Genomic DNA, 22,025 nt, shown 5'->3' with positions numbered 1-22,025 from the left:
GAGCGGCGGGCACCGGGCCCCGTGCAAGGCTTCGGCGATTGGCCTATACTGGTGGTCCGAGGCCTGATGCGCTACGTCGAACCCGTCTTCCGCCCGCCATCCGAAGCCGAAAGCCTCATCCTCCAGGTGACCGTGGGGTGCAGCCACAACGCCTGTACCTTCTGCGCCATGTACCGGAACAAGGCGTACCGAGTCCGAGACCTGGCTGAAATCAGGGAGGAGGTTCGGGAGGCCGCCGCTGATTGGCCGGACTGTCCGAGGGTTTTCCTGGGCGACGGCGACGCCCTGGCCGCTCCGACGGAGCTCCTGGTGGAGGTCCTGGGGGAGCTGCGGACCGCCTTTCCCCGCCTTCGCCGGACCTCGCTCTACGCCACGCCCATGAACCTGCTCGACAAGGCGGGGAGCGAACTCCAGGTTCTGAGGGAAGCGGGCCTGGACCTCTTCTACCTGGGCATGGAATCGGGCTCCGACGACGTGCTCAGGACCGTGGGGAAGGGCGCCACGGCGGAGGAGATCGTGGACGCCGTGCGGAAGGGACGCGCCGCCGGCCTTGCGGCCTCGGTCATGGTCCTCCTGGGGCTCGGGGGAGTCGAGGGATCCGAAGCCCACGCCCGCGCCAGCGCCGAGGTGGTTTCCCTCATGCAGCCCGAGTACCTCTCGGCCCTCACGTGGTATCCGGTCCCGGAAGCCCCCCTTTTCAGGAAACTCGCCGCCGGCCGCTTCTCCCTTCCCGACGACCTCGGGATCCTGCGGGAACTGGAGATCCTCCTGCGGCACTCGGAGCTTCGAGACACGGTCTTTCGGGCCAATCACGCCTCCAACCCCTTGCCCATCGGAGGGCGCCTGTCCAGGGACCGGGACCGGCTCCTCGCCGCCGTGGCGGCGGCCAGGGCCGGGATCGTCCCCCTCCGTCCGTCCTTCTTGAGAGGAACTTGATGCCATACCGAGCGATCCTGCGAGCCGCCCTTCTTCTCGCCGCAATCCTTCCGGCGGGTGCCTGGGCGGATTCCTTTTCGGATCTCCAGTCCGCCTGCATCCGTTCCATGAAAGAACACCGCGCCGGTCCCCGGGCGATCTGCGCGTTGTATCGGGCCGAGTCCTTCGCCCACGCGGTGGACGGGGATCGGGAGTTGGAGGACGGGCTGAGGGCCCTGCTCTCGGCCTCCGATTCGGCCCCCGAGGTCAAGGCCCACGCCGCCTCGGTTCTTTCCGCCATGTTGCGGGCGCGCGGGGACTTCGAGGAGGCGGAAGCGCTGGACGCCTCGCTTGCCTTCGTCCGCGCCTGGAGCCTGCTGGGCCCCTTCGAGGACGAATCCAAGTCGGGCTTCGATGCCGCCTACCCCCCCGAGAACGACCTGCAAATGGACGTCGTGTACATGGGCAAGGTCCATCCCATCTCCTGGAGGGTTCTGCCCGTGCCGGCGCCGGGGGGCGTAGTCCCCCTGGACCAGGTCCTCGACCCCGCCGAGAAGGTCACCGGCTACGCGCTCTCCTTCGTGCGCGTCGCCTCGGACACCCCGTGCGTCCTCCGGGGCGGCTACAACGAGGCGCACAAGGTTTGGGTGGATGGGGAACTCGTGGGCTCCCGTCGGACCTACTCGGGCCGGGCCTTTGACCAGTACGCCTACGGCTGCACGCTCCGGAGGGGCTGGAACACGATCCTCGTGAAACTCTGCAACCAGGAGTCGGGGTGGAACTTCACCCTCCGCCTCACGGATCCCGATGGAAACCCCCTGGGCGGATGGGAGGCCGTTGGAGATCCTCGGCTGGTCAAGGAGAAACGCGAGGCCATTCTGGCGAAGAACGGCGCTCCGGCCGAGGGGTTCGTCTTTCGCGACCCCGAGAAGCTCCTGAAGGAGCAGGCCGACGCGGGGGATCCGGGAGCCCTGGGTGACTATGGGTACTATCTTCATCGTCTCCGCTGGCACGACCGCTCGGACCCGCGCCACATCGAGTACCTGAGGAAGGCCGCCGAGGCCCGTCCCGGAGATCCTTTGGCGTGGTTGGCCCTCGCGGACGCGGAGGAGGACCACAACGCGCGCCGCGCCGCCCTGGAGAAGGGGGTCGAGGCCAACCCCGAGCACCCCGCGCTCCTGGCGGGTCTCGCCGCCCACTACATGGACCGGAACATGCCTTTTCCGGCCCTGGAATGGCTGAGAAGGGCCCGATCCGCCGATCCGGCCAGCCCCTCCCTGGAGGCCGCGGAGGCCAGGGTCCGAATGCAGTTCGCCTCGGACGGCGCCGCGGCGGCCACGCTTCGCCGCCTTCTGAAGGACCACCCGAACTGCGCCGACGTGAGGTCGGCGGCGCTGGCGGCTCTGCGGAGGTTCGGGCCCAGGTCCGAGGAGGAGGCGCTCTCGGACCTCTTCCTGAAGGCGAGACAGGACGATCCCGGGGTCTGGGCTTCGGAGGCCGAGAGAGCCATGAACCGTGGCCGCGTGGAGGAAGGGCGCCGGCTTTTCGAGCGGGCCATGGCCCTCCATCCCCTCGACCGGGAACTTCCCGCCGCCTACGCCGCCAGGCTCCTGGAGCTGGACCTCCCGGGCGAGGCCAGGGCCCTCCTGGAACGGCTTCTGGGCTGGTGCCCCGATTGGTCCCAGGGCCACGACCTCCTGGGAGACGTCCTCGAGACCTTGGGAGACCGGGAAGGGGCCCTCGCCGCGTACAGGCAGGCCCTGATTCTGATGCCCCAGAACGAGGCGCTTAAGCGCAAGGTGGCCTTTCTGAGCCCTCGCCAGGAGGAGTTCTGGGCCTCCTATAGGGTGTCCCCGGAGGATCTTTCCCGGGATCTCGGGCCCTTCGCGGGCCAGCCCGCCGCCGTTCTCCTGGATTCGGAGGTCGTGAAGGTTCAATCCACGGGGCTGGCCTCCCGATATGTGCAACGTGTGGTGAAGATCCTCGACTCGGCCTCCGCCGAGCGGTTCCAGTCCGTGTCCGTGACTTTCGATCCCGACCGGGAGGAGGTCCAGGTCCTGGAGGCGTCCATTCAGAAAGCCGACGGGACGAGGGTCCACTCGGAAGTGATGGTGACCGATGCCCTCTCGGATCCTCAGGTCCGGCTCTATTACCGCAACCGGAACCTCGTCCTGACCTTTCCCTCCATCCAGCCCGGGGACCTGCTCTGGGTGGAATACCGGATTTCCGACGTGGGCCAGGGAAACGAGTTCGGCCAGTATTTCGGGGACTTCGTGCCCTTCGGGGAATCCCTCCCCGTTCTCACCAAGCAGTACACCCTGCTCCTTCCGTCCGGGTTCCCCCTGTATCTGCACCAGGAGCGTCTGGACGTCGCCCCCATGGTCGTTTCCGGAAGAGAGGAGAAGGTCTACCGCTGGAACGTCCGCGACCTGCCCCCCGTGGAGCGGGAGCCCGGCTCCCCCGAGTTTACGGAAACGGCCTCCTACCTCCATGTATCCACCTTCGAGGACCGGGATGCCATGGGGATCTGGTACGCGCGCTTCACCCAGGACCAGTGGGAGCCCGACGCGGAGATGCGGGCGAAGGCGGCGGAAATCATCGCGGGGCTGGATTCCGACGAGGCCAAGGTCCGGGCCGTTCACCGCTGGGTGGTCCAGCAGACGCGGTACGTGGGGCTGGAATTCGGAGTCCACGGCTACCTGCCCTACAAGGTGCGCCAGGTCTACGCGCGGCGCTTCGGAGATTGCAAGGACAAGGCCCTGCTCATGGCCGTCCTGCTCCGGCAGGCCGGCTTCGACGCGGCCATGGTGCTGGTGAGGACGCGCGACAACGGGGAGATCGCGGAAAAGCCGGCCTCCCTGGCCGTGTTCAACCACGCCATATGTTACGTCCCTGAACTGGACCTCTACCTGGACGGGACGGCCGAATATTCGGCCATGGACGAACTCCCGGACATGGACCAGGGAGTCCGGGTGCAGATCGTCTGGCCCGACGGGAGGACCCGATCGGCGCGCACCCCCGTCGCAGGTCCCGAGGCCAATACGTATCGGGCGGTCTACCGGCTGGAGATGGACCCGGCCTCGGCCGACGCCGTGGGAAGCGTCGAGGTCATGGTCCGGGGCCAGGAGTGCGCCTGGATCCGGAGCCGGTACGAAGACCCCGGGACCCTCCGGGAAGTGCTGGAACGGGACCTTTCGGGGACGTTCCCCGGCTCCAGGCTGACAGCGGCCGAATCCAGCGACATGCGGAGCCTCACTTCCCCGCTCCGGATCAAAATGGTGGGCCGGTTCGGCCAGGCCGCGCGGCCGGACGGCGCAGGAATCGTGAGCCTCCCCCTTTGGATGGGCAGGCTGGACCTCTCTTCCCGGCTGGCCACCCTCGAGCGCCGCTCCCTGCCTCTCCAGCTCGACCACGGTTGGCACCAGACGTACGACGTCACGTACGCCCTTCCCGGAGGCGCCGAGGCGATTCCCCCGCCGCCCGTGCGGCTGGAAACGGCCTTCGGGAAGGTGGAGCGGACGATCACCCGCGAGGCGGAAGGCGTCCGGGTGGTGACCACGGTGGCGGTGGCGGCGGAGCGGATCGAACCTCAGGATTACCCGGCCTTTCGGGACTTCTGCCAGCAGGTGGATCGGGTCATTCCGGAGAGGCTTCGTGTTCGCCCGAAGGGAGGCACCCCATGAGAAAAGGAGCCTTTCTTCGAAGATGGACGATCCTCGTGGCCGCCGGCTTGTGGAGTGCCGCCTTCCTGGCGGCGGAGGCCGGGGAAGGTTGGCGGATCCTCCTGGAGGGGGGGGATTTCCGAAAGGCCGAGAAGGCCTTTCGCTCCTGCGTTGAACAGGATCCTCGCGACGCCTCCTCCGCCTTCGGCCTTGCCTTCGTCCTGAGGTCCGTGGGGGAGCCCGAGAAGGCCCTCTTGGCGGCGGCGGAAGGGCTCAAGAGCGCCCCGGACCATCCCCTCGCCTTTCTCCTGGAAGACCTCTTGAGCGAGGGAGCCGCCTTCAACGAGGTCACGACCCGGCTGGTGGAGGACTCCCTTCCCGCCCTATCCTCGGCCCGATCCATGGACCCCATGGTGCGAATCAACCTCCGCTGGCTCGCCCTCAACCTGGCCTCCCGGAGGGGGGAGCCTTCGCAGAGGGCCTCGGCTCTCCGGGCGGCGGGGTTCCTGCCCGGCGCGTTCTTCACCGGTCCCCTGACGGACCGGCCCCGCACCGCCTTCACCGAAGGCCCGGCCGCCGAGCCCGACTGGAACGCCCTCGGGGGTTGGACCTACTCGTCCCTGGACAGCCCCCTGGTGCGTCCCCCCCTTCATGCCATGGCTCAGGAAAGGGATTCCCGCTACTACGCCTGCGTGCCCTTCCGGGTGTCCGCCTCGGGTAAAGCCCTATTGATGTTCAACGCGGCCCGCTCCTTCCGGGTCTTCTTGGACGGCCGGCCGCTCCTGGTCAAGGACTTCCTGAAGAGGCAGGAGAACCCCACCAACGTCCTGCGGGTGGCCCTGAAGGAGGGGCGACACCGGCTCACCCTGGAAGTGTTGGCCTCCGGCCCCGGCGACGGGGTATACGCGGCCCTTCTTGACCCCGAGGGGAATCCCCTGCCCGTGGAGTTTCTCAAGGAGCCCGGCGACCTCCCGTCCCCCGTAACCGGCTTTGTCCCGGAAGGCGAATTCGTGGATGCCTTCACCTCCGGTTTCTCCGCCTCGGATCCGAGGCGGCCGGGGTTCGCGGCCCTGTGGCACCGCTGGCGGGGAGACGTGGCGGGGGGCCGGATCCTCATGGAGAACGCCGCGGAGGATGCCGGAGGGGCCCCGATCTGGAACCTCCTCGCCGCCGAAATGTACCTCTTCGAGGCCGACGACCTGCCGCGAAAGATCGCCGAGAGCCGGGCCGAGAGGGCCGTGGACCGCGCCCTCGCCGGCGCGCCCGGCTGTCCCTCCGCCCGCTTCTTCAAGGCGCTCCTTTTGGGGGAAAGCTCCGAAGGGGACGAGGACCTGGATGTGCTGAGGGACCTGATGAAGGAGGCTCCGTCCGATCCGCGGTGGGGGCTGGCCCTCGCCCAGAAGCTCCACGCGAGAGGCTGGGACACCATGGCCCGCCGCGTGCTCGAGGAAGTGGCGGCGGGGCATCCGCAGTGCGAAAGCGTGGAATCGGCGTGGGTCTCCTTCTTTCACGACCTGGGCGACCGGGCCAGACAGAGGGAAGCCATCAAGAGGTTGGAGAAGTTGCGCCGGGCCGATCCCGAACGGGAGTCCTACCTCGAGGCAACCGGCGACCTGGCCGGGTTGCGCGCTCTCCTCGTGGAGGAGCGGGACCGGTGGGGGGATCGCGACCTGTCCTTCGCCCTTCGGATCGCGGGTGTGGACATGGAAATAGGCGATTACCCCGCCGCGCGGGCCGCGCTGGAGAAGCTCGCGGCCGACAACCCGGCGAGCGTGGGCATCGCCCTGGATCTGGCCCGGTGCGCCTTCCTGCAAGAGGACGAGGCCGGCGGGCGACAGGCCTGGAGCAACCTGAAGAAGGCCCGTCCCGAGGCCTTTCAGGTGGATCTGGCCCGCATGGCCCTGGGAGAACCCTTGCCCTTCCAGGACCGTCACCTGGACCTCGAGACGGTGCTGGCGGAAGACCGAGGCGAGGCGCCGGATCAAGCGCCTTCGTCGCTGATTCTGGACCAGCTTCTGAGCCGGATCGAGCCCGACGGGTCCTCGGTGGAGAGATACCACGGAATCTTGAGGATCAATGACAAGGAGGGGGTGGACCGGGAGGGCGAACAGCAGATCCCCGGCCAGATCCTCCTCTCCCTCCGGACCGTGAAGCCGGACGGCCGGGTCCTTGAACCGGAGCAGATTCCTGAAAAGGACACGGTGAGCCTGCAGGGGCTCGAGCCCGGGGACCTCGTGGAGTTCGAGTACATCACCCTCCGTCCGCCCAACCGGGTCAAGGAGGGGAGCTACATCACGTCCCAGGTCTTCCTCTTCCAGGACATCGAGAAGCCTTTCCACCGCACGGAGTGGACGGTCGAGTACCCCCCCGGACTCGCCATGGAGTTTCTGGAGAAGAACCTCCCGGGCCCCGGCGAGAGGGGGCTTCGCGGTCCGAACGCCTACAGCCGCTGGGCCTACCGCGACATGCCCAGGATCCCGCCCGAGCCGGACACCCCCAACAAACTCCTGTTCGTGCCGATGGTGGAGGCCGCCGGGGCCATCACCTGGAAGGACGTGGCCCTGTTCATGCGGGAGAGCATCCTCGGGACGTACCAGGTGACGCCGGAAATCGAGAGGCGCTTTCGGCAAACGACCGGCGGCCTGGAATCGAGGGAAGAGGTCTTGAAGGCGCTCTGGAAATCCTGTCTGCAGGACGTGGACGGAGAAGACGACGGGTCCTGGCAGGACCCCACCCAGACGCTCCTGACGCGCCAGGGAGGGCGGTTGCCCCTTCTTTGCGCCTACTTGACCCTGGCGGGCCTCCCCTTCGAGGTTCTTCTCGCCGAGCCGGTCCCCGACCGGGTGTCCCGAGAGAGCCTCCCCCGTTTGGGGCAGTTCAGGGTTCCGGTGGTCAAGGTCGGGCTTCCCTCGGGGGCGAAGTACCTGACCCTTTCCGGGCCCCGCCGGGATCCCTCGGTCCTCCCCTGGTTCCTTCAAGGCGCCGAGGCGTTTCCCGTAACGTCCAGGGAGCCCTGGAAGGTCGAGTCCATCCCCGCCGATTTCGGACCCTGGGAGAGGGCCTACGAACGGGAAACGCGGGAAATCCGTCCCGACGGTGATTTCCGCGTGACCTATCGGGCGGAGCTCGATCCGGACGCGAGCGAGGGAATGCGCTCGGCGCTGGCGCAGGTCCCCAAGGACCAGTGGCGAAGGGCCATCCAGATGGCGGTCTCCCATCGGTACGGGAGCGTGGACCTGGAGGACTATCACCTGGAGAACCTGGAATCCCCGGAGGGGCCCGTGGTCTGGTCCTACACGGCGGTGATTCACGGGAGCGCGGTCAAGGACGGGAACCGTCTCACGGCGGCGGACCCCCTGCCCGCGTTCCACCTGGGCAGAGCCCTTGGAAGTCTCAAGGAGAGGCAGCTTCCCCTCGCCACCGGAGGGCCGATCTTCCTTCGGCAGGAGATTGCCTTCCGCCTGCCCGAGGGGGCCGAGGCTTCTTTTCGGCCGACGGACAAGGACGTTCGCGGTCCCTTTGGAGAATACGTGTTGAGGGTTTCCAGGGAGACGAACGAGATCCGCGTCCAGAGGAGGCTCGCCGTTCCGAGCCAGGTGGTCTGGCCCGGACGCTACGCCGACCTTCTGGCGTTCCTGAAGGCCGTGGACGACGCCGAATCGGGACAACTCTCGGTCACGCTTCCGCCATGACGGGCTTTTCGCGGGGGCGGCCCTTGCATTAAACTGAGCCCACGCGTGAGGTGGACGGGGATGGGCCATCCGCTGAAGGATTTTGTCGTGCCCTTCCAGAAGGGCGACGTGGTGTTCAAAGAGGGCGATCCCGGCTCGGAGATGTTCATCGTCCAGTCCGGCATCGTCGAGATCTACCGCACCATCAATGGGGAGAAGTGCTTCCGGAGGCTCTTCGAGAAGGGCGACTTCTTCGGGGAGATGAGCCTTCTGGAGCAGGTGCCCCGCTCCGCCACCGCTGAGGTGGTGGAGGACGCCGAGATCATCGTCATCAACGGAAGCACCTTCCATCAAATGGTGCAGAGCAACATCGAGATCGCCGTCCGAATGCTCAGAAAACTCTCCGGGAGGCTCAGGGAGACCACGGACGAACTCGAGAACGCGCTGCTTCTGCAGGGCCTGACGCACGTGCCGAAACCGGCCGAACTCCCCGCGGGGGGCCCGCCGCAGGAGGACGCCGAGGCCAAGCCGCCGGTGCTGGCCCAGTTCCTCGTGGAGGGGACCCTCCGGGTCTTCAGCATTTTCAAGGACGTCTCCCTCATCGGGCGCAGGGACCCGGTCACGGGCATCGTCCCGGACGTGGACCTGACGGAGGAGGACGTGAAGCGGAGCGTGTCGCGCCGCCACGCCAAGGTCATCCACAGCAACGGCCAGTTCTACCTCGTGGAGGAGGTCGGCACCCTCAACGGCACCTTCATCGGAGGCAAGCGAATCCCGACGGGGGTGCTCACGCCCATCAAGTCGGGCATCCAGGTGGGCTTCGGGACGCTCCGGCTCAAGTTCGTCGAACGCACGGCAAAGGGGGGGATGGAATGACGGATCGACTGGTCATCGTCGGGGGCGCGCGGACGCCCATGGCGGAGTACAACGGCCACCTGGCGCACCTTTCCGCCGTGGACCTCGGGGTCCACGCTTCCAAGGCCGCCTTGGAGAAGGCTGGAGTCGGCCCCGCCGACGTGGATCACGTGATTTTCGGGAACGTCCTCCAGACGGGGAACGACGCCATCTACCTGACGCGCCACATCGGGCTCAAATCGGGGGTGCCCATCGAGGTCCCCGCACTCACCGTGAACCGCCTGTGCGGGTCCGGATTCCAATCCCTCGTGAGCGGGGCGCACCTCATCCGGATGGGGGAGGCCGCCACGGTCCTGTGCGGGGGCACCGAGAGCATGAGCAACGCGCCCTTCGTCGTGAGGGGCCTCCGGCAAGGATTGAGGCTCGGCCATGCCCCGCTGGTGGACACCCTCATGGAATCCCTCCGAGACCCTTACTGCGACCTGCCCATGGCGGTGACGGCCGAAAACCTGGCCCAGCGGTACGGGATCACGCGCGAGGAGCAGGACGAACTCGCCCTCCGGTCCCAGCAGGCGGCGGAAGCCGCCTTCCGAGCGGGACGCTTCGCCGACGAGGTGGCCCCGATCCGGCTGGAGGATCGGAAGCGGGGCGCCTACGAATTCTCGGAGGACACCCACCGGAAGCCCGACACCACCCTCGAGGCCCTGGCCAAGCTCCGGCCGGTCTTCCGCAAGGACGGCACGGTGACGGGTGGAAACGCCTCGGGAATCGTGGACGGGGCCGCGGCCGTCATCCTGTGCAAGGAGTCGACGGCCCGAGAAAAGGGCTGGCACGCGCTGGGATACCTTCGGGCGTGGTCCTACGCGGCTGTCCCTCCCGAAATCATGGGTTTCGGTCCCGTTCCGGCCATCGAGAAGCTCCTTTCGGCCCAGGGCCTGATGGCCAAGGACATCGACCTGTTCGAAGTGAACGAAGCCTTCGCCGCCCAGTACCTCGCCTGTGAGAAGGCGCTGGGACTGGACCGGGAGCGCACGAACGTGAACGGAGGCGCCATCGCGCTCGGACACCCCCTCGGGGCGACCGGGACGCGCCTCACCCTCACCCTTCTGTACGAGATGAGGCGGCGAGGGGCTCGCCTCGGCGTCGCCTCGGCCTGCATCGGAGGCGGGCAGGGGATGGCCCTGCTTCTGGAATCGCCCGAAGCCTGAACGAGGAGTCCTGAATGGAACTGACGAACCTGTCCTACGAAGCCTCCGACCACATCGCCGTGGTCACGGTGAACCGCCCCGACAAGCTGAACGCCCTCAACCGGGAGACGCTGAAGGAGCTGGCCCTGGTGCTCGCCCAGGCGGAGGAGGACGCCTCGGTGAAAGCCCTCATCGTGACGGGCGCGGGGGAAAAGGCCTTCGTGGCCGGCGCGGACATCGCCGAAATCGCCTCCCTCGACGCCCAGGCGGGGAGGAACTTCGCCCTCTTCGGGCAGAACCTCTTCCGCTCCATCGAGATCTTTCCGAAGCCGGTGATCGCGGCGGTGAACGGGTTCGCCCTCGGAGGAGGGTGCGAGCTGGCCATGGCCTGCCACCTGCGGGTGGCCTCGGAGAACGCCCGGTTCGGCCAGCCCGAGGTGAACCTTGGCGTGATCCCGGGATACGGAGGGACCCAGCGGCTTCCCCGGCTCATCGGCAAGGGGCCCGCCCTGGAGCTCCTTCTCACGGGGGACATGATCACGGCCCAGAGGGCCTTCGAACTGGGCCTGGTGAACGCCGTGGTGCCGCCGGGGCAGTCCGTGGGAAAGGCCCGCGAAATGGCCTCCAAGATGATCCAGAAGGGCCCCCTCGCCCTTCGGGCCTGCCTGGAAGCGGTCCAGACGGGGCTCGACATGCCCGTGGAGGAGGGCTGCTACCTGGAGGCCACCCTCTTCGGGTTGTGCTGCGCTTCCGAGGACATGAAGGAGGGGACCTCGGCGTTTCTTCAAAAGAGGAAGGCCGAGTTCAAGGGCCGATGAGGCGCGGCCGGATCCAGGGGATGGCATGACGGCTTCCGATGCGGATTGGATCCACGACTGGAACGCGCCGGAATCGGGGACCGCGAAGGGGCCGCCGAGGACGGTCGAACTCAACGACGAGACCCTTCGGGACGGCCTCCAGAGCCCGTCCGCGAAAGCGCCTCCCCTTCAGGCCAAGCGTGACTTCCTCCACATCCTGTGCGACCTCGGGGTGACCTCGGTGGACATCGGGATGCCCGCCTCGGGCGTCCAGGCCCTGGGCGACGCGGTGCTCCTCGCCAAGGAGATCGTTCGCCACAGGCTTCCCCTCCGGCCCAACTGCGCGGCCCGGACGGTTTCAAAGGACATCCGGCCCATCATCGAGATCTCCCAGCGGGCCGGCACCGCCGTGGAGGTGGCCGCCTTCCTCGGATGCAGCGCGGCGAGGCGCCGCGTGGAAGGATGGGACATCGCCCATCTCCTGAAGCTCACGCGGGATTCCGTTTCCCTGGCCGTTCGGGCGGGGCTTCCGGTCATGTTCGTCACGGAGGATACGACGCGGACCCATCCGGACATCTTGAGCGAACTCTACCGCGCCGCCATCGAGAGCGGGGCGAGGAGGATCTGCGCCGCAGACACCGTCGGCCACGCCACGCCTCAGGGTGCGGAACGTCTGCTGGCGTTTCTTCGAGCCCTGGCCCGATCGAGCGGCGAGGACGTCGCCGTGGACTGGCACGGCCACATGGACCGCGGGCTCGGCCTCGTGTGCACCCTGGCCGCGTGGAGCGCAGGCGCCGACCGCCTTCACGGCTCCGCCTTGGGTCTGGGCGAGCGCGTCGGGAACGCGCCCCTGGACCTCGTGATCCTGAACCTCAAGCTCATGGGCGGGTGGCCGCGGGACGTGGCCCGGCTCACCGATTACGTGGCGTGGACCTCCCGGTGGACGGGCATTCCCATTCCCTGGAATTACCCCGTATTCGGCCAGGACGCTTTCCGGACCGGGACGGGCGTGCACGCCTCCGCGCTCCTCAAGGCTCGCCAGATGGGGGACGCCCGCCTCGAGGACCTCATGTATTCCGCGGTCCCCGCCTCGTGGGTGGGCCGCCGGCAGACCATCGAAGTGGGCCCCATGTCGGGCGACGCCAACATCGTGGCGTGGCTCCAGGACCACCGGGAGGAGGTCAACCAGGAGCGGGTGGCGGCGATCCGCCGGCTCGCCAAGGAGTCGGACACGATGCTTTCGGACGACGATATCTTCGACCTCCTCCAGCGCCTCGAAGAGCCATGACGCCGCGGCGGACGAAGAAGGAATGGGAGTCTTTCTTGGAGGAGCTCAAGGTGGGCCTCTCCAAGATGGGCATCGATTTCCGGGAGACGACCCGCATCCGGAGCGCGGGAGCCTTGTGCCGGGTCCGGGGCCGGCGGGTGCTCATCGTCAACCGGACCCTGGAGGCGGAGGAGAAGGCGGAACTGGTTCGAAAGGAGATTCGGGGCGTGGACCTGGAGGGGCTCTTCCTGAAGCCCGAGGTGAGGGAATTCCTTGGCGGGTGATGCCCTAACGGCCATCCACATCGGGGACCTTCGGGCCGAAGCCGGAACCGCGACGCTCGTCGTGTACGGGCTGGGATCCTGCGTGGCCCTGGTTCTCTACGACCCGAAGGCGAGGGTCGGCGGCCTCGCCCACGTGCTCCTTCCCGGTCCTCGGCCGCCGCAGGACCTCCTGACGGATCTTCCCGCCAAATACGCCACCGAGGCCCTCGGGGCCCTCGTGAGCCGCATCGAAGCCCTGGGGGGCAGGCGGAGGGCGCTCCGAGCGGCCTTGGTGGGGGGGGCCAGGCTCTTCCAGGCCGAGGAGGACGTGGACAGCAACATCGGGCCCCGGAACGCGTCGGCCGCCCGCCAGGGCCTCCAGGAGGCCGCCATCCCCATCGCCGCCGAGGAAGTGGGCGGCACCCAGGGCCGCACCGTGTACTTTCACCTGCCCGACCTTCGCCTGGAGGTGAAGACCCTCCGCGGAGGCCGCTTCGAAATCCCCCTCGCTCCATGAAACGGAGGACGGGCGAGTCCGCCCAGCGCGGAGCCGCCCTCCGCGGCGCGGAGACCTTTCCCTGGAAGGCGGCCGTCGGAAGGCTTCTGGCCTGGTACCGGTCGAGCGCGCGGGACCTTCCCTGGAGGCGCGATCGGGATCCGTACCGGGTCTGGATCAGCGAGGTCATGCTCCAGCAGACCCGCGTCTCCACGGCCGGACCCTACTTCGAGCGATTTCTCCGGAGGTTTCCCACCCTAGAACACCTGGCCGAGGCGGAGACCGACGAGGTCCTGAAGGCTTGGGAGGGGCTGGGATACTACGCCCGTGCGAGGCGCCTGCCCGAGGCGGCGCGCGCGATCCGCGCGGCGGGCGGATTCCCCCGGGACGCAAAAGCCCTCTTGAGTCTCCCGGGATTCGGCCCCTACACCGCGGGCGCCGTGGCCTCCATTGCCTTCGGACTCCCCGAGCCGGTCCTGGACGGAAACGTCCGGAGGGTCTGGTGCCGCCTCTTCGCCCTCGGCGAACCCGACGGAGGGGATCTCCGGCGGAGGCTCTGGGACCTCTCGCGGCTCGCCGTCCAATCCGGACCTCCGGGCGATGTGAACCAGGCGCTCATGGAACTGGGGGCGACGGTCTGCGGGCCTCGCCGGCCGGCCTGTCCGACCTGCCCCCTCCGGAGGGAATGCGCCGCCGCGGGCGAGGGCCGCCCCGAGTCCTACCCCGTGCCGCGGGCGAGGAAGGCCCATCCCGAGTGGGCCGTGGCGGTGGCCCTGCTCTGGAGGGGGGACCGCTTTCTCGTGACCAAGCGGCCGCCCGGCGGACTCCTCGGGGGCCTCTGGGAACTTCCAGGGGGGAAGGTGGAGGAGGGTGAAAGCCCCGAGGGGGCGTTGGCGCGGGAGATCCGCGAGGAGGTGGGAGCGGACTGCGAAATCCTGGCTGGCCTTCCGGTGGTGCGCCACGCCTACAGCCACTTCAAGGTGGTCCTGCACCCCTTCGACTGCCGTCTCGCCCCCGGATCGCCCCCCCCGGCTCCTGCTGTTCCACACCGCTGGATCCTGCCGGAGGAAAGAGGGTCCCTCGCCTTTCCGGCCGCCACGAACCGGATCTTCGAGCGCCGATTCGCCGCGGAGGACCTCCGCGCGGCCGAAGAGCCGGCGTCGTTCGGGGAAGGGGAAAGGGAATGAGACCCCGGGGGACAGGCCTGGATGCACGCCCTCCGAAAAACATGCAACCTTGTTGACTTTGAAGCAAGGCGGGACGGGCGCCGCGCCGTTGGCGCGGCACGGGAGGCCTGGACTTGACCCTTCCGCGCAAGCGCGTCCGCGCTTCGGTCCCGGGCCTCCCTGGGCCCTGGGATGGCTCTGAACGCCAGGGGCCCGGAGGCTGTTCGGGTTCTCGCCCGAAGGGGTAGACTTTCGCGTGGAGGGTCCGATCCCATGAAGCCGCTAACTCTCGATGCTCCGTCCAGGGCCGCCGCCCTCGGGGCGAGCCCCCTCCTCCAGGGCCTGGCCCCGCAGGACCTGGAGTGCCTGGCCCGCATCGCCTCCGCCCGGCGCTACGAGGCGGGCGAGGTGCTCTTTCTGGCGGGGGACGAAGCCGCCGGATTCTTCCTGGTTCTGACCGGGCAGGTGAAGGTGAGCCGGTTCGGGGCGGACGGCCGGGAGCAGGTGATCCACCTCCTGGGCCCCGGCCAGCCCTGCGGCGAAGTCCCGGTCTTCGAGGGGGGGGCCTATCCGGCGACGGCATCGGCCCTCGGCCGCGTGGACAGCCTCTTCCTTGCCAGGGCGGCGTTTCTCGAACTGGCGGGCCGGCGTCCCCAGATCCTTCTCGGCATGCTGGCCATCCTTTCGCGCCGCCTTCGGGCCCTGGTGGACCTCGTGGACGACCTGTCCCTCAAGGAGGTCGCCGCCCGCCTGGCCAGGCACCTTCTGGCCCTCCAGCGGGAAGCCGGCGGCGACCGCGTCGAGCTGGAAACGGCCAAGGGCACCCTCGCGAGCCGGCTGGGCATGAGCCCCGAGACCCTCAGCCGGACCCTCGCGAAGCTCCAGCGCCAGAGGCTCATCTCCGTCGAGGGCCGCACCGTGCGCATCTTGGACCGGCCCGGGCTGGAAGGCCTGTAACGCCTCCCGCGCCGGATTGACCTGGGTCAAGGCGCCGCGCGCTCCACGGGCCTATGCTCTCCATCTTCATAGGAGAGACGGCCATGGCGGTGCGCAAGGTGGTCCATATTGACGAGGAGAAGTGCGACGGGTGCGGCGTCTGCGTGCCGTCCTGCGCGGAAGGTGCGATCCGCGTGGTGGACGGAAAGGCGCGGCTCGTGGCGGACGTCCTGTGCGACGGGCTGGGCGCGTGCCTCGGGGAGTGCCCCCGCGGAGCGATCACCGTGGAGGAGCGCGAGGCGGAAGCCTTCGACGAAAGGGCCGTGGCGGCGCACCTGGGCCGCACGGGTCCCGTCGCCGCGACATCCTTCGCGACGCCCCTTCCCCTCCATGCCCCACCGGTCCACGCGGGGGGAGGGGGATGTCCCGGTTCCCGCACGCTCTCCTTCGGAGGGCCTTCCCCCTCGGCGGCCGAGGCGCTCTCCGGCCCCGCCCCGTCGGCCCTCCGCCAGTGGCCCGTCCAGCTCCACCTCGTTTCCCCGGGGGCCCCGTACTTTCGGGAGGCCGACGTGCTCCTCGCGGCGGACTGCACGGCCTTCGCCATGGGCGACTTCCACTCCCGCTGGCTGGCCGGAAAGGCCCTGGCCGTGGCCTGTCCCAAGCTCGACCACGGCCAGGAGATCTACCTGAAAAAGCTGGTGTCCCTCATCGACGAGGCGCGGATCAACACCCTCACCGTCCTCGTGATGGAGGTCCCCTGTTGCGGCGGGCTCGTGCACCTCGCCTCCGAGGCCCTTCGGCTGGCCCGGCGCAAGGTTCCCGTGAAGCGCGTTGTGGTGGGCCTTCGGGGTGATATCCTCGATCAGGAGTGGATGTGAAGGGCAGGGCCCGTTGAGCGGAACATCCAGGGACCGGCGAATTCGGAGAGAGAATCTGGGGCGGCGGGCTTGACGGAAAACACGCAATCGGAGCTGGCGAGTCGGGCGGGAGGGGCGGCCTCGGGCGGATGGGCCGGGAGCGCGGCCCTCGTCCCCGCCGTCCTGTCCGCCTGGCTCGTGGCGGCCCACTTTCTGCGGGGGGGAAGGCTGGGGATCGCGGCGGCCTGCGCTCTCTTCCCCCTCCTGTTCCTCCTCCGGGAAGCCTGGGTGCGCCGGGTGGCGGTCGTCTTCCTCTTCCACGGGGCGGGCCTGTGGCTCTTGACGGGCCTCCGGATCGCCCACGCGCGGCAGGCGGCGGGGGAGCCCTTCCTCCGGATGGTCCTGATCCTGGGAGCCGTTTCCCTCCTGGCCGCGGGAGCGGCGGGCCTATTCTGGGTCCCCTCGCTGCGCACGCGGTTCTCCCGCGGCGCCGATTCGGCCTCCCTCTCGTCGGGGGCATTCTTTTTGACCTCTGGGCTTCTCCTCCTCCTCCACGCCAAGGCGCCCGCCGGGATGCTCCTCCTGGACCGGTTCTTTCCCGGAGGCGGCGCGCCGGAGGCGCTCCTTCTCGGGACCTACGCGGCCTTCGTGGCCGGCCGGATGAACGACCGGAAGGCCCAGCCCGTGTGGCGCAAGCGCGTCTGGACGCTCCTGTCCGTCGTGGTCCTCGGGCAGTTCGCCCTCGGCCTCGCGGGATGGGACCGCTTCTTGTTGAACGCCGAAAAGATCCACCCGCCCGTGCCGGCCCTCATCGTCGCGGCGCCGCTCTTCCGGGGGGAGGGCCTCTTCATGCCCGTTCTCTTCGGGGCGACCCTCCTCCTCGTGGGCCCCGCCTGGTGCAGTCACCTCTGTTACATCGGGGCTTGGGATTTGAGGGCCTCGACGGCGCGCAAGCGCCCCCTCGAACTCCCCGCGTGGACGAAGGGCCTGCGGTGGGGCCTCCTGGGCGCCGTGGCGGGCGCGGCCCTCCTCCTGCGCCACCTCGGCGTTCCGGGCTGGGTCGCGGCGTCGGCGGGCGTGGCCTTCGGGGCCCTGGGGGTGGTCCTCATGGTTCTCTGGTCGCGGAAAACGGGGACCATGGCCCACTGCACCGTCTTCTGCCCCATCGGCCTCCTGGCGAATCTGGGGGGACGAATCTCTCCCTTCCGGCTGAAGATCGGAGAGATGTGCACCGACTGCAACGCCTGCATGCCCGTGTGCCGGTACGGCGCCCTCACGCTCCAGGACATCGCGGCGCGTCGCGCGGGCTTTTCGTGCACCCTTTGCGGGGACTGCCTCAGCCGCTGCAAGGACGGCCAGATCGGCTATCGGTTTCCCGGCCTGTCCGCCCCGCGCGCCCGGAGCCTCTTCCTCCTCCTCGCCGTCTCCACCCACGCCGTCTTCCTCGGCGTGACCATGCTGTAAATCCCGTGATTCGCCCCTCACGCGAATTCGCGCGCCTCGAAGGACAGGGCAGCCCGCCCAAGCGCCCGCGTACCGTGGCTTCCGCCGGGGGGCCTTCGGCGGTCTACTCTCCGGCGGGAGGCTCCTGAATGGGGACTCCCAGCCCAGCGAGGACGTCCCGGGCGTTGGTGTTTCCCGGGTTCAGCCGGAGGGACTTCCTGTAGTTCAGAATGCCCTCTTCCCGCTGTCCGTCCGCGAGCAGGACTTCGCCGAGGCTGTCGTAGGCATTCCAAGAGTCGGGATACAGGTCGGCGCCGATCCGCATGGCGGCCACGGCCTGTTTCACCCTCCCCTGGCCGAGGAGCTGGTACCCCTCCAGGTTGAGTTCCGCCTCCTCCAGCGGGAGGATCCCCGGGACGCGCTTCCTCAGGTCCCGGTAGTAGGATAAGGCCTCCTCGGCGTCCCGCGTCCGGAGGAGGTGGAAGAGCCTTCCCGTCTCGAAGAAATCGCGCACGGCCTGGTTGAAGACGGCGGGCTGTTCCATGTGGACGAGGTGCCCCGAGTGCGGGACGACGAGCCTCCGCGCTCCCGGAATCTCCCGCTCCAGGACGCCCGCCTGGGCGTGGACGTCCGCGATGTCGAACTCTCCCGTCAGGATCAGGACCGGCAGGTCCAGCTCTCGAAGGTTCGGATAGGCGGTCCGGCGCGGCGGCCTCTCGAAGCGGTTCTTCTCGGGACGCCAGTTCTGGGGGTTGGCGAGGAGGAGGTCGCGGGCCTGGGCCCGCGCGTCCACGCTCTCGGGCGCGAGGAAGAAGGGGTCCGTGCCGGTCCAGTACGCCGTGGCCTCCTCGGGGCTCTGGGTTGCCCCGTAGTCCCGGCGGCCGCCGCGCAGGACGAGGTTCAGGGCGAGGGGGGCGCCGCTCACCACGACGCCTTCGAGGAGGAGGGCACGCACCTTTTCCGGGTGCTCCAGGGCGAAATCGACGGCCAGCTGGCCTCCCGAGGAGCACCCCACGAGAATGGCCCGATCGATCTCTAGCGCGTTCATGAGGGCGAAGAGGTCCGCCACGCTCGAGTAGGGGGCGGCGGGCGGGTCGGACCGCCCGAACCCCCGGCGGTCGTACCGGACGACCCGGTAGTGGGCCGCCAGTTGGGGAAACTGCCCGCACCAGCTTTCCCGGTGGAGAATCCCGTCGTGGAGGAGCAGGAGGGGCTCTCCCCGGCCGGCCGCCTCGTAGAACAGGCGGCCGTTCTCCACGGGCACGAAGCCCGATTGCACGGGCGGTTCGTCCTGAGGCGCCGGGCTCTGCGCCCGAGCCCCCGAACCCGACAGGAGCGCAAGACCCGCAAGGACGGCACACAGCGTTGACCATCGCACCATGGCAGACCCCCTCGATGAGGCCGCGGGTCCCTGCCGGCGGCGGGAGCGCGGAGGCGCGCTCGCCGCCCACCTGGACTGGCTCCGGACGGAGGGGACCCGTCTCTTTGGGCTCTTACGAGAAGGGGGAGGGCGGGGTTGCGGTCGGGGGGCGCCGGCTCCTCTTCGGGGGATCGCCGGCCTCCCCCCGCCCGAGCCTGAATCAGCGGCCGGGCCTGGGACGGACCCGCATGGAGCCGTCCTGGGCGGTGAGGACCTCGACTTCCTCTCCGGGCGTGAAGGTCTCGCCTGGAGCCTGTTCCTGGACGATGGCGTACAGGGGGCCCGAATCGAGGCGCACCACGATTTCGAGGCCCTGGCGGGTGGTGGCGTCCTGCTCGATGGCGGAGCCCGCGAGGCCGCCGAGAATGGCCCCCGCCACCGTCGCCATGGCCTGGCCCGCGCCGCCGCCCACGCCGGACCCGACGGTGGCGCCCGCCACCGCGCCGGCGAGACCGCCGAGCCCCGAGCGGGTCCCTTCGATCTTCACCAGGCGGACGCTGTCCACGACCCCGCGCTGGACGGTCATGGGAAGACGGGCGTCCGAGCGCCCGTAAGCCTGTCCCGACAGGCTGGCCACGCAGGCGGCGGTGGAGGCAAGCAGAGCGAGTAATCCCAAGACGGCTGTCGTGCGACGCATCGGGTCACCTCCGGGAACCGAGAACGCCCGATTGCTTCCCGGCGCGCGGTTCCATCGCTTTAACTATAACGCCGGAGCGGACCGGAAAAACGTGAGCCGGGCCACACGCCGATGGGTCAGGGCCTGTCAAGGCGCGGAGATCACGCGCACGTCGCCCGATCCCGTGTCCACGCGCAGGTCCGCGGAGCCCGCCCCTCCGGACAAGGCGAAGGACTTTCCCTGCTCGTCGGCCGTTCCCGGAAAGTCGCACCGCACTTTCCCCGAGCTCGTTTCGATTTCGCCGCCGAGGCGGGAGTTCTTCGGAAAGGTCAGGAAGACGTCGCCCGACCCCGTGTCGGCCACGATTCGAACGGCCCCGGGGACCTTGCTCCAGACGGCTTCCACGTCGCCGGAGCCGGTGTCGAAGGTGGCCCGGCCCACGAGGCCCTCGGCGCGGATGGAGCCGGAGCCGGTGTCGCCGCGGAATTCCGAGGCCTCTCCATGGAATTCCACGTCCCCAGAGCCCGTGTCGACGGCCACCCGGCCCGCCGGAGCGGACAAGCGGACCACCACGCGGCCCGAGCCCACGTCGGCCTCCAGGTTCTTGCACGAGCCCTCGACCCGCACGTCCCCGGAGCCCGTGTCCACGGTGAGGTCCCGGTCCGGGTTCTCGCCCTTGAGGGTGATCTCGCCCGAACCCGTGTCCAGGTTCAGGTCCATTCCGGGGGGCAGGACCACCACCACCGAACCGGACCCGTTGAAAAAGCCCACGTGCATGGAGGACTTGGGGCGGCACCGGACGAGGAGCGTGTCGCCCGACTCCTGGAAGACCGGCGCGTAGGCCGCCAGGGCCTCCTCCGCGTCCGAGGGCCAGGAGGTCAGCTCGGCGTCCACCACGACGGCCACCTCCGTTGCGCCCTCCTTGATCGTGACGGAGACGTCGTGGAAGGAGGCCTCCACCTTGAAGGCGCCCCCGGGCTTGGGAGCGAAGCGGTGCTCCTTGTGAAGCTTGGCCGTTCCGGCCAGCGTGGAGAGGGCCATCAGGAATCCCGAAATGGCGACGAGTAGCGCGCGCGTTTTCATGGACGTTGTCTCCCTCGCGCGAAGCGCCGCCAGGTCCATCGCCCGGCGGCCTTCGGATGTTGCATTAGACGCAGGTGCGGCGGAGCGAGTTTCAACCCAGGGCGGGCGGAATCCTTCCGAGCAAACGAACCGCCGCGAAACCCGGCGGATTGAAACGCCGTAGGGCTCCTGGAGCCGGAGGGGGATGAGGGCGGATCGTCCGCCTGGCCCTTGGGGTCCCACGAATTCAGGGGGCTGTTGCGCCTTTCGGACTTAAGGTATCCTGATCACGAAGCTAGTCCCGGTCCCGCGGGCCGCAGGGGGCCGTTGGAGTCGCGAGTCGGCTTGGAGGAATCCCTATGAAGGTTCAGCTTCGACGAAACAGGACTGCGGCGGTGTGCCTTGTCTGTGCGGCCCTTTGCGTGGGTCTATCGGTGGGAGCGGGAGGGAGGCTCGTGAAGGGGTGCGATGCGGCCCAGTGGCCCTCCCTTCTCCAGGAGCTCAAGGACCTCAACCTGGACGCCAAGCCCTACTATTTCAGCAAGCGGTCACGCAATTTCGACCATGAAATTCGGCTCATGACGCCCTTCGCGCAGACGGCGGGCTTCGTCCAGAGGAACGAGAAGGACGAGGCGGCCATGACCCTGGAGCGGTCCCTGCCCTTCCTGACCTCCGGCGTGGTCACCCTGGAGGTTTCGTCCATGGCGCGGGGGCGGGAGCAGGCCGAAGCGGTCCAGGCGGCGCTGAAAACGGACGCCAAGTCCCTGACGCCCATCGCCAGCCAGCACGTGACCACGAGGCTCCGCCAGGTGGGCTTCTACGCCGAACCTTACTACCAGGCGCTCAAGACCTTCTCCTTCGACGCCGAGGACCTTGCCGGCGCGACCTTCCTCTCCATCGTCGTCACCGAACCCGAGGGGAAGACCCTCGAGATTGAGGTGGATCTCAAGAAGCTGAGGTAGCCGCCCGCGCCCGCCTCTGTGGGAGGCGTCGCCAGACGCCGATCTTTCGTAGGGGCGGCCCTGCGCGGCCGCCCGCTTTGAAGGCCTCCCTGCGCGGTCTCCGCCGTCGGCGTCTTCCGTCTCGCTTATTGCGGCACGTGTCACGAGACGCCGTGGATCGCGCCGTCTTCATTCCCAATTCCCAAATCCCAAGTCCCAAATCCGAAATCCCAAATCCCAAATCTTAAATGTCCTCGCCCTCTCCGGCCCGGCGCCTTCGGCGCCTCCTCCGGGGCTCGGCCCGTTCCGTCGAAGCGCACGCGCTTCTCCGTCCCGACCCTTCGCCCCGTCCGCCCTGCGGGCGGGCCGGATTCTTCGGAGGCGACCTCCACACCGGGACCGAGGGGGGGGGGGGGGGGGGGGGGGGGGGGGGGGGGGGGGGGGGGGGGGGGGGGGGGGGGGGGGGGGGGG

General features: G+C 68.9%; 17 protein-coding genes. 14 read left to right on the top strand and 3 right to left on the bottom strand.

The window, feature by feature from the left end:
• Positions 1 to 66 precede the first annotated feature (66 nt).
• The 13 genes from AB1824_03320 (at position 67) to AB1824_03260 (ending at position 17,536) form a co-directional block, all read left to right on the top strand.
• Entirely contained in the window at positions 67 to 936 is an 870-nt protein-coding gene (locus AB1824_03320; GenBank protein MEW5763985.1) for a radical SAM protein, read from the top strand.
• Positions 936 to 4,598 carry a DUF3857 domain-containing protein gene (locus tag AB1824_03315; protein ID MEW5763984.1) on the top strand — a complete coding sequence of 1,221 codons (3,663 nt, stop codon included), beginning with the start codon at positions 936 to 938 and terminating at the stop codon, positions 4,596 to 4,598. Before AB1824_03320 ends, AB1824_03315 begins: the two co-directional genes overlap by 1 nt.
• A complete protein-coding gene (locus AB1824_03310; protein MEW5763983.1) occupies positions 4,595 to 8,269 on the top strand; it encodes a tetratricopeptide repeat protein in 3,675 nt (1,224 codons plus the stop codon). The genes AB1824_03315 and AB1824_03310 overlap by 4 nt, the downstream gene beginning before the upstream one ends.
• Before the next feature lie 60 nt (positions 8,270 to 8,329).
• Entirely contained in the window at positions 8,330 to 9,124 is a 795-nt protein-coding gene (locus AB1824_03305) for a cyclic nucleotide-binding domain-containing protein (protein ID MEW5763982.1), read from the top strand.
• Complete coding sequence (locus AB1824_03300) at positions 9,121 to 10,311, top strand: acetyl-CoA C-acetyltransferase (GenBank protein MEW5763981.1); 1,191 nt, start codon at positions 9,121 to 9,123, stop codon at positions 10,309 to 10,311. Before AB1824_03305 ends, AB1824_03300 begins: the two co-directional genes overlap by 4 nt.
• 14 nt (positions 10,312 to 10,325) lie before the next feature.
• Positions 10,326 to 11,108, top strand: a complete 783-nt coding sequence (locus AB1824_03295; GenBank protein ID MEW5763980.1) for an enoyl-CoA hydratase-related protein — start codon at positions 10,326 to 10,328, stop codon at positions 11,106 to 11,108.
• Between the two features lie 25 nt (positions 11,109 to 11,133).
• On the top strand, positions 11,134 to 12,375 hold the full coding sequence (locus tag AB1824_03290; protein MEW5763979.1) for a LeuA family protein: 1,242 nt from the start codon (positions 11,134 to 11,136) through the stop codon (positions 12,373 to 12,375).
• 35 nt (positions 12,376 to 12,410) lie between these two features.
• Positions 12,411 to 12,638 (top strand): hypothetical protein, encoded by a 228-nt coding sequence (locus AB1824_03285; GenBank protein ID MEW5763978.1) that lies wholly within the window; start codon positions 12,411 to 12,413, stop codon positions 12,636 to 12,638.
• A complete protein-coding gene (locus AB1824_03280; protein MEW5763977.1) occupies positions 12,628 to 13,134 on the top strand; it encodes a chemotaxis protein CheD in 507 nt (168 codons plus the stop codon). Before AB1824_03285 ends, AB1824_03280 begins: the two co-directional genes overlap by 11 nt.
• On the top strand, positions 13,131 to 14,300 hold the full coding sequence (gene mutY / locus AB1824_03275) for an A/G-specific adenine glycosylase (protein ID MEW5763976.1): 1,170 nt from the start codon (positions 13,131 to 13,133) through the stop codon (positions 14,298 to 14,300). Before AB1824_03280 ends, mutY begins: the two co-directional genes overlap by 4 nt.
• Positions 14,301 to 14,552: 252 nt before the next feature.
• Positions 14,553 to 15,236, top strand: coding sequence for a Crp/Fnr family transcriptional regulator (locus tag AB1824_03270; GenBank protein ID MEW5763975.1), 684 nt, complete (start codon positions 14,553 to 14,555; stop codon positions 15,234 to 15,236).
• A gap of 83 nt (positions 15,237 to 15,319) precedes the next feature.
• Positions 15,320 to 16,093, top strand: a complete 774-nt coding sequence (locus AB1824_03265) for a 4Fe-4S binding protein (protein ID MEW5763974.1) — start codon at positions 15,320 to 15,322, stop codon at positions 16,091 to 16,093.
• A 69-nt stretch (positions 16,094 to 16,162) separates the two neighbouring features.
• Complete coding sequence (locus tag AB1824_03260; protein ID MEW5763973.1) at positions 16,163 to 17,536, top strand: 4Fe-4S binding protein; 1,374 nt, start codon at positions 16,163 to 16,165, stop codon at positions 17,534 to 17,536.
• Between the two features lie 103 nt (positions 17,537 to 17,639).
• Here AB1824_03260 and AB1824_03255 read toward each other — a convergent pair whose 3' ends face one another.
• From AB1824_03255 to AB1824_03245, 3 genes are all read right to left on the bottom strand, one after another.
• A complete protein-coding gene (locus AB1824_03255; protein MEW5763972.1) occupies positions 17,640 to 18,896 on the bottom strand; it encodes an alpha/beta fold hydrolase in 1,257 nt (418 codons plus the stop codon).
• A 199-nt stretch (positions 18,897 to 19,095) separates the two neighbouring features.
• Positions 19,096 to 19,572: a glycine zipper 2TM domain-containing protein gene (locus tag AB1824_03250; protein ID MEW5763971.1), complete on the bottom strand. Its 477-nt coding sequence runs from the start codon at positions 19,570 to 19,572 to the stop codon at positions 19,096 to 19,098.
• Between the two features lie 126 nt (positions 19,573 to 19,698).
• Positions 19,699 to 20,634 (bottom strand): DUF4097 family beta strand repeat-containing protein, encoded by a 936-nt coding sequence (locus AB1824_03245; GenBank protein ID MEW5763970.1) that lies wholly within the window; start codon positions 20,632 to 20,634, stop codon positions 19,699 to 19,701.
• A gap of 434 nt (positions 20,635 to 21,068) precedes the next feature.
• Here AB1824_03245 and AB1824_03240 point away from each other — a divergent pair, with 434 nt between their 5' ends.
• The gene (locus AB1824_03240) at positions 21,069 to 21,575 is read left to right on the top strand and encodes a hypothetical protein (protein MEW5763969.1); all 507 of its coding nucleotides are present in this window, start codon (positions 21,069 to 21,071) and stop codon (positions 21,573 to 21,575) included.
• The last annotated feature ends 450 nt before the right edge of the window (positions 21,576 to 22,025 follow it).

The organism is Acidobacteriota bacterium (genome assembly GCA_040752915.1).
Classification (GTDB): Bacteria; Acidobacteriota; UBA4820; order UBA4820; family DSQY01; genus JBFLVU01.
The sequence above is the reverse complement of the archived record's forward strand: the minus strand, read 5'-3'. Positions and strand labels throughout refer to the sequence as shown.